The 14,922-nt window shown below is 55.2% G+C and carries 13 protein-coding genes; 7 read left to right on the top strand and 6 right to left on the bottom strand.

The genetic code is table 11. The annotated features are described in order from the left end of the window. Window positions 1-5: 5 nt before the first annotated feature. Together RT644_RS18575 and RT644_RS18570 are read right to left on the bottom strand one after the other, a co-directional pair. Window positions 6-1,523 (bottom strand): carbohydrate porin, encoded by a 1,518-nt coding sequence (locus RT644_RS18575; protein WP_313627522.1) that lies wholly within the window; start codon window positions 1,521-1,523, stop codon window positions 6-8. Between the two features lie 163 nt (window positions 1,524-1,686). Then, window positions 1,687-2,613, bottom strand: a complete 927-nt coding sequence (locus tag RT644_RS18570; protein ID WP_160268973.1) for an aminoimidazole riboside kinase — start codon at window positions 2,611-2,613, stop codon at window positions 1,687-1,689. A gap of 443 nt (window positions 2,614-3,056) precedes the next feature. On the opposite strand from RT644_RS18570, the gene RT644_RS18565 reads away from it, so the two are divergent. From RT644_RS18565 to hdeA, 3 genes are read left to right on the top strand one after another with little or no spacing between them, the layout of a single operon-like run. Then, window positions 3,057-4,442, top strand: a complete 1,386-nt coding sequence (locus tag RT644_RS18565; protein WP_313627519.1) for a glutamate decarboxylase — start codon at window positions 3,057-3,059, stop codon at window positions 4,440-4,442. A gap of 35 nt (window positions 4,443-4,477) precedes the next feature. Next, on the top strand, window positions 4,478-6,004 hold the full coding sequence (gene gadC / locus RT644_RS18560) for a glutamate:gamma-aminobutyrate antiporter (RefSeq protein WP_313627517.1): 1,527 nt from the start codon (window positions 4,478-4,480) through the stop codon (window positions 6,002-6,004). 41 nt (window positions 6,005-6,045) lie between these two features. After that, a complete protein-coding gene (hdeA, locus tag RT644_RS18555; RefSeq protein ID WP_020454885.1) occupies window positions 6,046-6,360 on the top strand; it encodes an acid-activated periplasmic chaperone HdeA in 315 nt (104 codons plus the stop codon). A 51-nt stretch (window positions 6,361-6,411) separates the two neighbouring features. Here the strand turns inward: hdeA and phnE (RT644_RS18550) are convergent, their stop codons facing one another. From phnE (RT644_RS18550) to phnC, 4 genes are all read right to left on the bottom strand, one after another. After that, window positions 6,412-7,293 (bottom strand): phosphonate ABC transporter, permease protein PhnE, encoded by an 882-nt coding sequence (gene phnE / locus RT644_RS18550; protein ID WP_269231914.1) that lies wholly within the window; start codon window positions 7,291-7,293, stop codon window positions 6,412-6,414. Beyond that, complete coding sequence (phnE, locus tag RT644_RS18545) at window positions 7,290-8,162, bottom strand: phosphonate ABC transporter, permease protein PhnE (protein WP_313627566.1); 873 nt, start codon at window positions 8,160-8,162, stop codon at window positions 7,290-7,292. Before phnE (RT644_RS18545) ends, phnE (RT644_RS18550) begins: the two co-directional genes overlap by 4 nt. An 82-nt stretch (window positions 8,163-8,244) precedes the next feature. Beyond that, window positions 8,245-9,186, bottom strand: coding sequence for a phosphonate ABC transporter substrate-binding protein (gene phnD / locus RT644_RS18540; protein ID WP_020454882.1), 942 nt, complete (start codon window positions 9,184-9,186; stop codon window positions 8,245-8,247). 35 nt (window positions 9,187-9,221) lie between these two features. Continuing rightward, window positions 9,222-10,064 (bottom strand): phosphonate ABC transporter ATP-binding protein, encoded by an 843-nt coding sequence (gene phnC, locus RT644_RS18535; RefSeq protein ID WP_097407959.1) that lies wholly within the window; start codon window positions 10,062-10,064, stop codon window positions 9,222-9,224. 204 nt (window positions 10,065-10,268) lie between these two features. On the opposite strand from phnC, the gene RT644_RS18530 reads away from it, so the two are divergent. From RT644_RS18530 to RT644_RS18515, 4 genes are all read left to right on the top strand, one after another. Next, complete coding sequence (locus tag RT644_RS18530) at window positions 10,269-10,628, top strand: DUF3592 domain-containing protein (protein ID WP_313627512.1); 360 nt, start codon at window positions 10,269-10,271, stop codon at window positions 10,626-10,628. A gap of 243 nt (window positions 10,629-10,871) precedes the next feature. Next, window positions 10,872-11,960, top strand: coding sequence for an ABC transporter substrate-binding protein (locus RT644_RS18525; protein ID WP_020454879.1), 1,089 nt, complete (start codon window positions 10,872-10,874; stop codon window positions 11,958-11,960). A gap of 88 nt (window positions 11,961-12,048) precedes the next feature. Then, window positions 12,049-13,818: an iron ABC transporter permease gene (locus RT644_RS18520; protein WP_313627508.1), complete on the top strand. Its 1,770-nt coding sequence runs from the start codon at window positions 12,049-12,051 to the stop codon at window positions 13,816-13,818. Beyond that, entirely contained in the window at window positions 13,811-14,884 is a 1,074-nt protein-coding gene (locus tag RT644_RS18515; RefSeq protein WP_020454877.1) for an ABC transporter ATP-binding protein, read from the top strand. The genes RT644_RS18520 and RT644_RS18515 overlap by 8 nt, the downstream gene beginning before the upstream one ends. Window positions 14,885-14,922 lie beyond the last annotated feature (38 nt).

Genomic DNA, 14,922 nt, shown 5'->3' with positions numbered 1-14,922 from the left:
TTTCATCAGAACCAGGTTTCCATTTGTACGCCGAAGTTCCATTCACCGCCGGCCTTGAAGCCGTCGCTGCCAAAGGCATCGGAGCTCGCATATTTATCCAGACGATGATCCCAGTCCATCCAGGTGGCGAACAGGCGGATTTCCGGGCGTTTAAGGAATTCACCCACATCGCTGGCTTTCAGCGTTGGGGCGACGGTGAGTTTGTAGAAGTTGCCGCTGACCGCGTTGCGGCTGTTGTAGCCTTCCGGGCGCAGATCCATGTACTGATAGCTGCCTTCATACTGCATTTCGAAGTTTTCGGTAAAGCCCTGAATCAGGCGCACGTTGGCGGTTGCCCATTGATAGCTGTCGCCTTTGACATAGCGATCTTTACTGGTCTGCGCCAGCAGTGCCGGGGCAATATGCCAGCCGCCGCCGAGCGGCGTAATACCGTAGCTGGCAAGACGCCAGGTGTTGGCTTCCGGCAGCAGCGCGCCGTCTGAACCGATTGACTTCACTTCCGCACCCAGGCCATGACCGTACAGCAGCGCTGTTTTCGCTGACCCTTCGCGCAGGCCGTAGAAGCTGTCGTTATGCAGGCCGAGCAGGGCATGTACGCCGGTGTTCGCCGCATCGCTCTTCACTTTGTTGCCGTCGAGATCGAGGCGGTCATCGTTGTCTTTGGCGCGCATCCCGCTCACCATCAACTGCACCGGACCGTAGAAGTTATTCAGCGAGAGAATGTAGTTCTGCGCGGTGTTTTTGCTGTTTTCGATATCACCGAAAGTGCGCCCGTAAATCGAGACGTTGCTGCGCGCGTTGTCGCCCCATTTCATGTCGTACACGCCCGCGCCGGTCCCGGCGAGGAACACCACATCGGAGTCGATCCAGTGAATGTCGAAGTTGTCGCGGTCAAAGCGTTTACCGGCCCAGACGGTGGAATCTTTAAACGCGCCGCTGAAGCTTGGCAGATGGCCGATTTCGGTAAATGCCTGCCGCAGGTTGAGATCGCTTGTGGACGCCGTCCAGTCGTTATAGGTTTTCTGCCCGTCGGCGAGCATCACTTTAAAGCGCGTGGTCGCACCGTTCGCCAGCGTCTGTTTATGCTCGAGGTTCATCTCAACATAGGTGTCCGGCTCATTCCCCAGACGACCAACGTGGCCGCCGGTTTCTCCGGCAGGTGTCACCGTTGGGCCACCCTGCGTTTTGGCGGCCGAGTTGTTCATCAGCAAGCCGGAGCGGGCGTAGCCGTGGAACTCAAACCCGCCTTCGTCAGCGGCTTTTTGTTCCAGTTTGGCGATACGCTGTTCAACCGGGGCGGTGGTGGTCTGGTTTTTTTGCTGGGCGGCAGCCAGTTGCTGGGCCTGTTTTTCGGCGGCCTGCGCGCGGTTTTCGGCGGCGTTAGCGCGTTGTTCTGCGGCTTGCAGGCGCTGTTCCAGTGCGGCGAGACGCGCTTCAATGCTGCTCATGCTGGGGTCGGCGGCGTGAGCGGCCCCGGCGCTTAATATCAAACCAAGGGTTACGGCGAGCGTGCTTTTTTTCATCTTTTTGCATCCCTAAGGAAGAGCCATCATCACAGAGTTATTTTGCTAAACCGGTTTAGGCCTCGAATCATAATCAAGGCCATTTTCTCCACGCAATGAAATTTGCTAAACCGGTTTAGTGATTGTGAGACGGCTCGCAAAACGAAACGGCAGGCCCGCTAAATTAGCGGCATTGTTCCAGAAGCTGGTGGTGATACGGCAGGGCGGTCATCGCACCTTTGGCGGTAGTCGCCAGCGCGCCGCAGATCTGCGCGCTGGCAAGCCTCGCGGACAACTGCGCTTCGCAGTCCGGCAGGCCGTGCTCCGCGAGCCCCCACAACAGCCCGGCGACAAAGGCGTCGCCCGCACCGGTGGTATCGATGCTCACCACCGGTAAAGTGGGGTAGTGGAAAATCTTGCCGCTGTGCCAGGCGGTGACGCCCGCTTTTCCTTGTGTCACCAGCAATAAGCTAATGGCATAACGGCTTGCCATGGCTTGCATGCTGGCCTCAAGCTGTGTGGAACCGGAAAAAAACGCCAGCTCCTCTTCAGACAGTTTCACCACATCGGCCAGCGTTAACGCCTGGCTCAGGCACTGGCGAAGCTGCGTGGCGTCCGACCAGAGATCCTGGCGGATATTGGGATCGAAGCTGACAAAGCCGCCCGCGCTGCGCACCCGCTGCATGGCAGAGAAGGTGGTGGATCGCGATGGTTCTGCCGCCAGCGCAATCGAGCAGCAGTGTAGCCATTCGCCGCACTGGAATTCCGGCAGGTCGCTTTCGGCAAGAAACAGGTCGGCGCTCGGGCGTACCATAAAGGTAAACGAACGTTCACCGTCATCATCCAGCGCCACCACCACCGTGGAGGTGCGCTGTGCCGGGTCAGCGCGCATAAACGCCGTGTCGACCTGTTCTGCTGACAGCGTTTGTTGCATAAAACGACCAAATGGATCGTCACCGACGCGGCCAATAAACCCGCTATTTCCCTGTAACCGCGCAACGCCGACCGCAACATTCGCCGGTGCGCCGCCGGGACACTGCATTAAATGCCCCGGTGCTTCCGGCAGTAAATCCACGACGGCATCGCCCAGACACCAGACTCTGGCTGACATGCTTTTCTCCTGACAAAATGTATTGCTAAAAATTAACTAAAACGGTTTAGCAAATCAATGGCGTTTTGCAAGAGCTGTGATTTTTTAACCCCTGCTGTGCGGTGGATTTTATGCGCAACGTAAAAGATATATCAGAGAAAGAAGAATATAGTCAGGCGGAAAATAACAATTCCCGGCCATATAAGATCTGAATTCTTCTCATGAAATATAAATTAAGATAATGAAGGTGGTTATTAATATCAGCAGGTTAGCTGCTCTTATTAATAAATATACATTTCACCTGTTAATGGTTTTTTTCTTTAAAATTCAGTCTAATGACATGCCATTTTCATTCATTTAATTACTGGATAAGGAAATTCTATTCGTTTGAAAAAATAAAAATCAGGGTTTATAGCTTTCTCAGGCATAACGAATTACCGATTGCACCCATAAGGAGAGAGCACATGGATGAGCAATACCCTGGCATAGATGATATTTATGCCTCCCTGGAATTATCTTCGTCCCTGGAAAAACACCAGTTCCCCGCTAAAGAACGGGACCCGCGCAATGTCTTTGCAGCAGTACGCGACGAATTGATGCTTGACGGTAACTCACGACAAAACCTGGCAACGTTTTGCCAGACATGGGTCGATGATGAAATTCGGACATTGATGGATTTGTCTATCGACAAGAACATGATCGATAAAGACGAATACCCGCAAACGGCTGAAATTGAGTCTCGCTGCGTACATATGCTGGCCGATTTATGGCACTCGCCGGAGGCGCAAAACACGCTCGGTTGCTCGACGATTGGTTCCTCTGAAGCGGCAATGCTCGGCGGGCTGGCGCTGAAATGGCGCTGGCGAAAAAAACAGGCCGCTGCAGGCAAACCTACCGACAAACCGAACCTGATCTGCGGGCCTGTGCAAATCTGCTGGCACAAATTTGCCCGCTATTTTGATGTTGAGCTGCGCGAAATTCCCCTGCAAGGCCAGCGGTTAGTGATGAACGCCGAAGAGGTGATCAAGCGGGTTGATGAGAACACCATTGGCGTTGTCCCGACGATGGGCGTCACCTTCTCGTGCCAGTATGAGCCGGTAAAAGCGGTGCATGATGCGCTGGATAAGCTGCAACAGGAAACCGGTCTTGATATTCCCATCCATGTTGACGGTGCCAGCGGCGGGTTTCTGGCGCCGTTTTGCGCACCGGACATTGCGTGGGATTTTCGCCTGCCGCGGGTGAAATCAATTAATGCCTCTGGCCACAAATTCGGTCTTGCACCGCTGGGTGCCGGTTGGGTCGTATGGCGCGAGGCCGCTGATTTGCCGGAAGAACTGATTTTTAACGTTAACTACCTCGGCGGCAACATGCCGACGTTCGCCCTCAACTTTTCACGACCTGGCGGGCAGGTCATTGCCCAGTATTATAATTTCCTGCGTCTGGGGCGGGAAGGCTACACGAAAATTCATCACGCCTGTTACCAGACAGCGCAGTATCTGGCGAGGGAAATCGACAAACTTGGGCCGTTCAAAATCTTGTTCGATGGCGACAGTCAGCAAGGCATTCCCGCGCTGGCGTGGACGCTGCGTACCGAGCGCGCCATTGGCGGATACACCCTTTATGACCTTGCAGATCGCCTGCGCAGCCGCGGCTGGCAGGTGCCCGCCTATTCAATGCCAGCCCATCGCGAAGATTTGGTTATCCAGAGGGTGCTGGTGCGCCACGGTGTAAGCCATGATCTCGCCAGCTTGCTGGTGGACGATATTAAGCGCGCGCTTGACTACTTTTCCCGCCATCCGGTCAGTAGCCCGCTCAGTGCTGAGGAAGCCAGTGGTTTTAATCACGCCTGAGGCCCGGAAAGTCTCGTTATGAAAGGAGGAGTGCCATGGAGGCGGTGAACAAAAGCGTTCCGGCTAAGACATTATCCATGATTGGTTTTTTTGCTATCACCGCATCCATGGTGATGGCGGTGTATGAATACCCGACGTTTGCGACATCGGGTTTCAGCCTGGTTTTTTTCTTATTACTGGGCGGTATTTTATGGTTTATCCCGGTTGGCCTGTGTGCGGCTGAAATGGCCACGGTTGAAGGCTGGGAAGAGGGGGGGATCTTCACCTGGGTATCAAAAACGCTGGGAGAACGCTGGGGGTTTGCGGCAATTTCGTTTGGTTATCTGCAAATCGCGATCGGTTTTATCCCGATGCTCTACTTCGTGCTGGGCGCGCTGGCTTATATCCTTGACTGGCCAGCGCTGAACAGTGACCCGCTGACGAAAACAATCGCCGCGTTAATCATTCTTTGGGCGCTGGCGTTTACCCAATTTGGCGGCACGAAATATACCGCGCAAATCGCCAAACTGGGCTTCTTCGGCGGCATCCTGCTGCCTGCCGCTATCCTCGTGGTGCTGGCCATCGCGTACCTTCTCAGCGGCGCGCCGCTGGCAATCACTTTTGATATGTCGACGTTTGTCCCGGATTTCACCCGGCTTGGCACGCTGGTGGTCTTTGTGGCGTTCATTCTGAGTTATATGGGAGTTGAGGCGTCGGCTACGCATGTTAACGAAATGAACAACCCAGGCCGTGACTATCCACTGGCAATGATACTGCTGATGATCGCCGCGATTTGCCTCAGTTCGATTGGCGGCTTGTCTGTCGCGGCCGTGATCCCACATAACGAGATCAACCTTTCTGCCGGGGTCGTTCAAACTTTCAGCGTGTTAATCACCCATTACGGTGCCGGACTCGCCTGGGCCGTAAAAGTCATCGCGGCGCTACTGGTACTGGGCGTGCTGGCAGAGATCGCCTCATGGATTGTTGGCCCGTCTCGCGGCATGTATGTCACCGCACAGCGAGGCATACTGCCTGCGGCATTCGCCCGGGTTAATAAAAACGGTGTGCCGGTGACGCTGGTGGTGAGCCAACTGTTGATGACATCCGTTGCGCTGGTGGTGCTCACCAATTCGGGGGGCGGGAGCAATATGTCCTTTTTGATTGCCCTGACGCTGACGGTGGTGATTTATCTGTGTAGCTATTTTTTATTGTTCCTGGGCTATATGCAGTTAATTCGCAAACAGCCACAGCTCAAGCGCACCTTTCATATTCCCGGCGTAAAAGGATTCCGGCTCGCGGTGGCAGGGCTGGGCTTTTTGGTTTCGCTACTGGCCTTTATCGTCTCTTTTTATCCACCGGCCTCGATTGGCGGCGAAAGCGCCGACGAGAAGTACATCACGCTGCTGGTTATCTGTTTTGTGATTGTGCTGATCCTCCCCTTTCTGGTCTACGCGCTGCATGACAAGCGCGGTAAACAAGGCACTGTGACCCTGGTTGCCATCACCGCTGATAATGCGCCGAAAGGACATTTCTTTATCCATCCACGCGCGCGTTCATCGCATCATTTAGCCCCTAAGGAATAGCAGTTTTTTCAATGATATGAGTCATTAATAAGGAGAAGTGAATGAAAACAACCGTTAGCATCATCGTTGGCAGCTTGCTGCTGGTTTCCGCTGCGACACAGGCAGCAGATAAAGGTAAGCCCGTGAATAGCTGGACATGTGAGGATTTCCTCGCGCTGAAAGCCTCTTTCCAGCCAACTGCCATCGGCATTGCTGAAGCGTTAAATAACAAGGACAAACCTGAAGAAGCGGTGGTGGATGTTCAGGGGATTGAAACGGTGACGCCCGCCGTGATTGAAGCCTGTAAACAGGACAAACAGGCCACGTTCAAAAGCAAAGTGGAGGGCGAGTGGGACAAACTAAAAAAGGATATGTGAACGCGAAAATTTATTATGGCTAACCTGCCGGGGCATTGAGGCCCCGGCAACTTACTCGGGTTTAAACAGCGGCACTGTCTTGCCGGTAATATAGCGTCGGCGCAGCCAGGCCGACGCGCTATCCATCAGCATCACTACCGCCACCAGAATCACGGTGATAAACATCACCACATCCCAGTTCCACAACCGCATATTCTCGGCGTAAATCAAACCAATCCCGCCCGCGCCAACAAAACCGAGCACCGCTGCCGAGCGGGTGTTGGACTCAATTTGATACAGGCTCAGCGCCAGAAATGTCGGGAAAGATTGGGTAAAAGTGCTGAAGCGGTGTTTCTGCAAGCCGCCCGCGCCCACGGCGGTTAAGCCGCGCCCTGGCGAGCGATCCACCGCTTCGTGGCTTTCGGCGTACAGCCGGCCGAGCAAGCCGGTGTCCTGCATGATGATCGCCAGCACCCCGGCAAGCGGACCAAGCCCGACGGCGCGCACAAAAATCAGCCCCCAGATCGCCATATCAATGCCGCGCAACATATCGAACAGGCGGCGCACGAAAAAAGCGATAACGCCCGCAATGCCGCCTTTCATGATGTTGCGCGCGGCAAAAAACGACAACAACAGTGCGAATAGTGTGGCGGTCGTTGTGCCGGCAAAGACAATCGCCAGCGTAATGCCAATCTGCGTGAAGTAGTAACCAAACGGCCAGTTGAGGAAATCATGCCAGACGAACATGCGCAAAATATAACGGCCGATTTGCTGCATGCCGGTCAGCGCCTGTTCAACAGGAATGCCGAACTGCATAAAGAACCACACGTAATAGAGCAGCACGGCAAGGGCGATAAGCCCGAGGCGGCGCAGATAACGCCCCTGCGCCTGGAACAGTTTTCGGTTTAATTTGCGGCTCAATTCCACATTCGGTACGGCTTGCCAGTTGGTCATTTTTTCCCCTCCAGCACCCACTGGCGCAAGCGGCCAGAGAGCGTATCGAGCACGAAAACGACGATAATAATCAGCAACAGTGTGATGCTGACCTGATCGTAACGGTCGAGTTTGATGTTGGTCATCAGCTCCTGGCCGATGCCGCCCGCACCGACCAGCCCAAGAATGGTCGAGGAGCGAAAGTTAATTTCGAGGCGCATAAAGCCATAAGAGAGAAAAATCGGTTTCACCTGCGGCCACAGCGCGAAGCGAATGCGTTGCAAACGTGTCGCGCCGCAGGAGGCCAGCCCGCGCACCGGTCTGTCATGCGTGCTCTCGACTGCTTCATAAAACAGCTTGGTCAGGCTGCCAACGGTGTGCAGCGCCAGTGCCAGAAATCCGGGGATCGCCCCGATGCCAAACGCCATCACGAAGATCACCGCCCACGCCAGTTCCGGCATGGTACGCAAAAATGCGACCAGCGTACGCACGGCAAAACGTACCGGCGGCGGAGACCAGGTGTTGCCCGCCGCCAGAAAAGCCAGCACGACGGCAATGGCGAATGAAACCAGCGTTGCAGCCAGCGCCAGTTGCAGGGTTTCCCAAATCAGCGGGAGCTGGATCGGCAAACGGTAGCCCCAGTACGCCAGCGAGCCTTTGGTGTGGCTGTCGGCAAACAGCACCGGCCAGTGCAGCGTCGGCACCGTTTCCAGCATGTAATCCATAAAGTTCGGCAGCGAGTGCCAGATGGTGGCGAGATTGAATTCTGCCGCGTTACCGGCGGCGAAATAGAGCGCCAGCAGCACCAGCGACCAGGCGACAGTGTCGCGCTTCTGGCGCATTCGGACTTGCTGATAGTAGTGCTCAAACTGCGTATTCGACATGTTCATGCGTAGCGGGAGATCCTGTATGACCATCGAATAAAAGCCCCTGGTTTTTACGCAGGGGCCGGAGAATCGATGCGGCGAAGGATTAGCGTGCGGTAACCAGTTCGCGTTTCATCTCGATAATCTGTTTAAAGTCATCCACGCTGCCTGGGCCGATATGCTGCGTACCGCCCATCGCTTTCACGAAGCAGGCGTGGTTATCGGTATCCAGTTTTTTAACCGCGGTAATCACTTTGGCTTTGAAATCCGCCGGCAGGCTGTTGCTCACCAGAATCGGGCCGTTCGGGATCAGCGGCGATTCCCAGATGATGCGGATCTCTTTCATCAGGTTCGGGTGATCCATGCGGATCAGACGGTTAAACGCCCCGACGCTGTAGCCTGAGTTGTAATCGCCGACCATCGAAGTCCAGGTGACAGCGCCCGCGAACTGGCCGTTCAGCACGCCGAGGATGTCCTGCTCGTGACCACCGGAGAAGGTGACGCTGGAGAAGTAGTTGTTGTATTTATTGTCCGCGTTACCGCCAAACTTCTGTTTGAAGGCGTAGTTCGGGATCAGGTAACCGGAAGTGGAATCCGGATCGGCGAAGCCAAACGCTTTACCTTTCAGATCTTCCAGTTTTTTGTACGGGCTGTCGGCTTTCACGATCACCACCGAGTGGTAACCGCGCGATTGATCTTTGTCATCCACCGCGATCCCGACGATATCCACGGCTTTCGGGTTATTGATATACACGGATGCGTAAGAGGAGGGGGACATGCTCAGCACCACGTCGACTTTTCCGCCCAACAGACCCTGAATCACGCCCGAATAATCAGACGAGTTGCGCAGCTTGGTATCCACGCTGAGCTCTTTATCCAGAAACTCTTTCACGCACTGGTTATCACCAATTTGTTGGGTTGCGTTCTGGCCGCCCAAAATCCCCAGATTTAATTCCTTCGGCTGCTCCGCGGCAGCCGCCTGCCATGCCAGCAGAAGACCTGTCATCAATGCCGATAAACGTAATGCGCCAGAAATATGCTTTTTCATTGTCATTGCCTGTGTCGTCTCATTGGAAGGAATAATTAATGCAATTGACTGATTTCATCGCCGTACAGCACCTGCAGCACGTCCTGCGTTAACCGGGAGGGGTGATCGTCAAAAATGATCCGTCCCTGGGAAACGCCGATAACGCGGGTGCAATACTCTTTCACCAGCTCCACGGAGTGCAGGTTCACCATCACGCTGATGCCTTGCTCGCTCACTTCACGTAATACGCCCATGATGCGCTGGGTATTTTTCGGATCCAGCGAAGCGACAGGTTCGTCCGCCAGTAAAAGAGAAGGGTTTTGGATTAACGCGCGGCAAATGGCGACACGCTGCATCTGACCGCCGGAAAGCGTTTCCGCCCGCTGTAAGGCATGCGGCAGCATGTTCAGCCACTCCAGCAAAGCGATTGCTCTGGCGCGGTCTTCATCGGTAAAGACTTTAAACAGAGATTTCAGCGTCGACGTCTGGCTCAGCCTGCCGAGCAGCACATTGGTCAGCACGTCGAGGCGCGGCACCAGGCAGAAGTCCTGGAAAATCATGCCGCACTGGCTGCGCCACTGATTAAGCGCACGACCTTTCAGATGGGTGACATCGCGAGGCGTACCCACTTCCGGGAAACTTAGAATTTCGCCAGAGGTGGCGCTGTGCGTGCCGTTTAGTACATGCAGCAACGTGGATTTCCCTGCGCCGGAGCGTCCAATCACGCCGACCATCTCACCGCTGTGCAGATCAAAACTGATATCATGCAACACGGTCTGGTGCGCGTTATAGGCTTTACGTAAGTTCTTCACGCTCAGCACCTTTTGCTTCGGCACCGTGTTTAATTGATGCAGAGACGAATAGTGGTCTTCAGAGATTTCTGCCAACGCGCTGTTCATAAGTCTTCCGGTTTTTTCATTAAACTGGCGACCATTAAGAGCACGGGTGATGATCGTTTTATGACGAAAAAGCGAACAAATAATGAACACGGGTGTTTGGCTTTCGAAAGGGCGTGCGAGCGTGCGTCGATTTCGTTATCCTGCCCGCCGCACCACAGGTGCTACGTCAGGCAGTGGGACACACAGCGACGGAGAAAATTTACAATGGCTTATTTCGTTTTTATCTTCATTGTCGCCCTGGCGGCGTTTCTGCTTTATTACGCGCTGCGCTGGGTTCGCCAGCTCTTTATCGAAGCCCATGTGATGAAACACGGCATCGGTGCGAATGCCGATATTATTGCCCTTAAACGCACCAACTGGATGGACAGGCGCTCTGTCTATTGTGAACTGGTGTTGCGCTTCAGAACCCGCGAGGGGCAACTGGTGCAGGCGAGCGTGTTTCAGTTCCTGGATAGCCGTGAAATTGTGCGGTTTGCCGAGGGCAACGGCACGACCGTGAAGTACGATCCGCAAAATCCGCAGCACATTATCTTATATGACCGCCCGTTAATTTTAGGGGATTAATCCCCGCCATTCCCTTCGCCGCAAGGGATGTCCTTCCACCGACTTTTCGCCTGAGATTCGCGCCATTTTCCCTTTCCAGCCAGCGCGTTAACCCGCGTTATGCCCGCATACTGCAACAGCATGAATTTTAATCCCGCCAGCGTCACAAAACCTGGAAAAAACAAGCCACTGCGTTGCAGCGGGTGAAATGCACGCTATATGTTAAATTTGTGTTTAAAAAAATGATACCAAAGGGGTTTGTTCATGGATAAGAAATTCACTGTTCTGGCCGTGGCGCTGGCGGCGCTGTTTTCCGGCGCTGCGCTGGCTGCCGTGCCTCAGGGGTACCCGGCGGATTACCAGAAAATCGTAGACGCCGGAACCAAAGAAGGCAAAGTTGTTATTTATTCCACCACCGATACCAAAGCCGCAGGCCCGCTGATCAAGGGATTCGAGGCGCAGTATCCGGGCATAAAAGTGGAATATAACGATATGAACAGTACCGAACTGTACAACCGTTATCTTAGCGAACAGGCTTCCGGCGGCGGCAGTGGCGATGTGGTCTGGAGCTCCTCAATGGATACCGCGCTGAAGCTGGCTACCGACTATGCGGCTGAATACGCGTCGCCCGAGCTGGATAAACTGCCCAAGTGGGCGGTCTGGGAGAAAAAAGCCTATGGCACCACCTATGAGCCGGTGATCTTTATCTATAACAAACGCCTGATCCCGGCGGGCGACGTACCGGATTCGCACACCGCGCTTGGCAAACTTATCGCCAGTCAGACCGACAAATTCAAAAATAAAGTCACCACCTACGATATCGAAAAATCGGGGCTTGGTTTTATGCTCGCGGTTGAAGACAGCAAGCACGACAAAGATTATTTCACCCATCTGGCGGATGTGGCGAAGGGCGGTTTAACCGTGCAATCCTCCACCGGCACGATGATGGAGCGCGTCTCTTCCGGCGAAAATCTGATTGGCTACAACATTCTGGGCTCCTACGCCGAAGCGCGCGCGAAGGGGGATAACTCGCTGGGCATCTCCTACCCGAAAGATTACGTGCTGGTGCTGTCGCGCGTGTCGTTTATCAGCGCTGAAGCAGAGCACAGCAACGCCGCGAAACTGTGGTTTGACTATGTGCTGTCGGAAAAAGGGCAGAGCATTCTCGCTAACCAGGCGGATATCCCCTCGCTGCGTAACGATATTGAAGGCAAAAACGACATCGACGGCATGACCAAACAGCTGGGCGACGCACTGAAGCCGATTGCGGTGGATGAGTCGCTGCTGGAGTATCTGGAGCCGAAAAAACGTCTGGAATTTATTAAACAATGGCGCGCTGCTGCCGCTAAATAACGCCCTGACCGGTTGTGCGCCGGTTTTGCGCACAACCCTTTTCTCAGCCAGCGGGTTGGCGTGAGGTTCCTGACCAAAGGGAAGATGTATGAATAGTGTGCGCAGAAAATGGCTGGGGTTGCCGCGCGGCGTCATTGTGTTAATTACCGCGCTGGTTATCTATATCCCGCTGTTATTTATTGTGGTGCAGAGTTTTCTCTCGGCGCCCTTTTTTGTCCGTTCTAAGGAACTGAGTCTCGAAGCCTTCGAGTTTATCTTTACCGATCCGGATTTTTATCTGGCGCTGAAGTCCGGCTTTATCCTCGCTTTTGGCCTGGTGTTTATCGCTATTCCACTGGGTGGCATTCTGGCGTTTTTGATGGTGCGCACCGATTTACCGGGCCGCCGTTTTATTGAGCCGCTGATCCTCGTGCCTATTTTTGTCTCGCCGATGGTGCTCGGCTTTGGCTACGTGGTGGCCGCCGGGCCGGTGGGCTTTTTCTCGCGCTGGGCGCAGGAGTTAATCGGCTTTGTGCCATGGAACATCTATTCGATGTTCAGCATCGTGGTGATTGCCGGGCTAACGCACGTCCCGCACGCTTATCTTTATATCTCCTCGGCGCTGCGCAGCGTCGGTTCTGACGTGGAAGAAGCCGCGCGAACGGTTGGCGCTTCGCCGTTGCAGGTGATGACTTCTGTCAGCCTGCCGATGGTGCGCCCGTCAATTTTGTACGCCTGCGTTCTGCTGTTCTTCCTTGGGCTGGAGGTGTTCGGCCTGATGCTGGTGCTGGGCGATCCGGAAGGCAACATGGTGCTGGCGACCTACCTGTATAAACTGACCAATAAACTGGGCACGCCCTCTTACCACCTGATGGCAGCGGTGGCGGTGGTGCTGATTTGTATCACTATTCCGCTGGTGATGCTGCAACGCCGCCTGATGCGCACCGCCAACCGTTTTGTCACCATGAAAGGCAAAGCCTCGCAGGCGCGGGCGCTGCCGCTGGGTAAATGGCGCTGGGTCGCCGGTGCGGTGGTGGTGGCCTGGTTGACGGTCACCATCGGCGTTCCGTTGATTGGCGTCGTGCTGCGGGCGTTTATCTCCAACTGGGGGGTTGGCGTTTCCCTGTGGGATGAAGTGTCGCTCGATACCTTCCGCAATATCTGGCAGCAACCCAACCTGCTGCGCGCCATTGTCAACTCGATGGCGATTGGCATTTTTGGTGGCGCGCTGGCGGTGATCTGTTATCTGTTTGTCGGCATTGCCATGCACCGCAAGCAGGATAACGTGACGCGGTTTCTTGATTACAGCGTGCTGGTTCCCCGCGCCGTACCTGGGCTGCTGGCCGGTCTGGCATTTTTGTGGGTGTTCCTGTTTTTACCGATGTGGCTCGATCAGTCGCTGAAAAACGGCTGGCTTTCCGGGTTGCCGGTGGCCGAGTGGCTGCGCGAAAACCTGATTGTCTGGCTGCGCTCGCTGCGTAACACCATCTTTAGCGTCTGGCTGGCCTACACCGTGGTGTGGATGGCTTACGGCCTGCGGCTTATCTCCTCCACGCTGTTGCAGGTCGGGCCGGAACTGGAAGAGGCGGCGCGCAGCACGGGAGCGACCAGCGGGCAAGTAACCCGCCATGTGACGGTGCCGCTGTCGCGTTATGGCCTGATTGGCTCCTGGCTGCTGATGTTCCTGATTTTTGAGCGCGAATACTCAACCGGGGTTTATCTGCTCTCGCCCGGGACGGAAACCATCGGCTCGATGCTGGTGTCGCTGTGGGCGGCAGGGGCGATTGATATTGTCGCCGCGCTGTCGTTTATCAATATTCTGCTGGTGGTCATTGGTCTTGGTGTGGCCCTGCGCTTTGGAGTGAAATTACATGATTGAGCTGGCGGTAGAAAACCTGCATTTGACCTACGGTGATAACGCGGTGCTTAAAGGCGTCTCGATGGAGCTGAAACGCGGCGAAGTGGTGTCGCTACTTGGCCCTTCCGGCAGCGGTAAAACCACGCTGCTGCGCGCTGTCGCCGGGCTGGAAAAACCAACCCACGGGCGGATCACCATTGGTAATAACGTGGTGTACGACGGTACGCCGCGTAGTGAAGTTCCGGCAGAGGAACGTAATCTTGGCCTGGTGTTCCAGTCCTACGCATTGTGGCCGCATAAAACGGTGTTCGAGAATGTCGCTTACCCGCTCAAGCTGCGCAAAGTGAGTACGGCGGAAATCAACACCCGCGTGCAAACCGTGCTGGATCAGCTTGGGCTGGGTACGCTTGGCAAACGCCATCCGCACCAGCTTTCCGGCGGCCAGCAGCAGCGTGTGGCGATTGGCCGGGCGCTGGTCTACAACCCGCCGGTGATTTTGCTCGATGAACCGCTTTCCAACCTCGATGCCAAGCTGCGTGAAGAGGCGAGGGTTTTCCTGCGCGAACTGATTGTCAAACTGGGGCTATCGGCGCTGATGGTGACGCACGATCAGAATGAAGCGATGGCGATTTCCGACCGCATTTTGTTGCTCAACAACGGGGTGATTGAGCAGCAAGGTACGCCGCAGGAGATGTACGCCACGCCGTCGACGCTGTTTACCGCCGAGTTTATGGGCAGCAACAACCGGCTGCACGGCAAGGTGAGCGAAGTCAGTAACGGCAGGGCGAGGATTGAAGGGGCGAACTGGGCGCTGTGGGGCGTTGCCGGGCCGGGCGTACGCGCGGGCCAGGATTGCACGGCGGTGATCCGCGTCGAAAGCCTGCGACTGGCGGACTCGCCGCAGGATAACTCGCTGGATTTGCCCATGCTCACCAGCATGTATCTGGGCGATCGCTGGGAGTATCTGTTCCGCACCTCCGGCGATGATTTCGCGATCCGTGTTTACGGCACCCAGCAGCGCAACCAGCAAAACTACCGCGTGGTGCTGCCCGCTGAACAGCTGTGGATCTTCCCGCAAAAAAGCTAAGTATGTAAGCACGTACTGACTGTTCAGTACGTGCTGCG

Source organism: Kosakonia sp. (genome assembly GCF_032104925.1).
GTDB lineage: Bacteria > Pseudomonadota > Gammaproteobacteria > Enterobacterales > Enterobacteriaceae > Kosakonia.
Note: the sequence above shows the minus strand (reverse complement) of the source record. Positions and strands in the feature narration are given on the sequence as shown.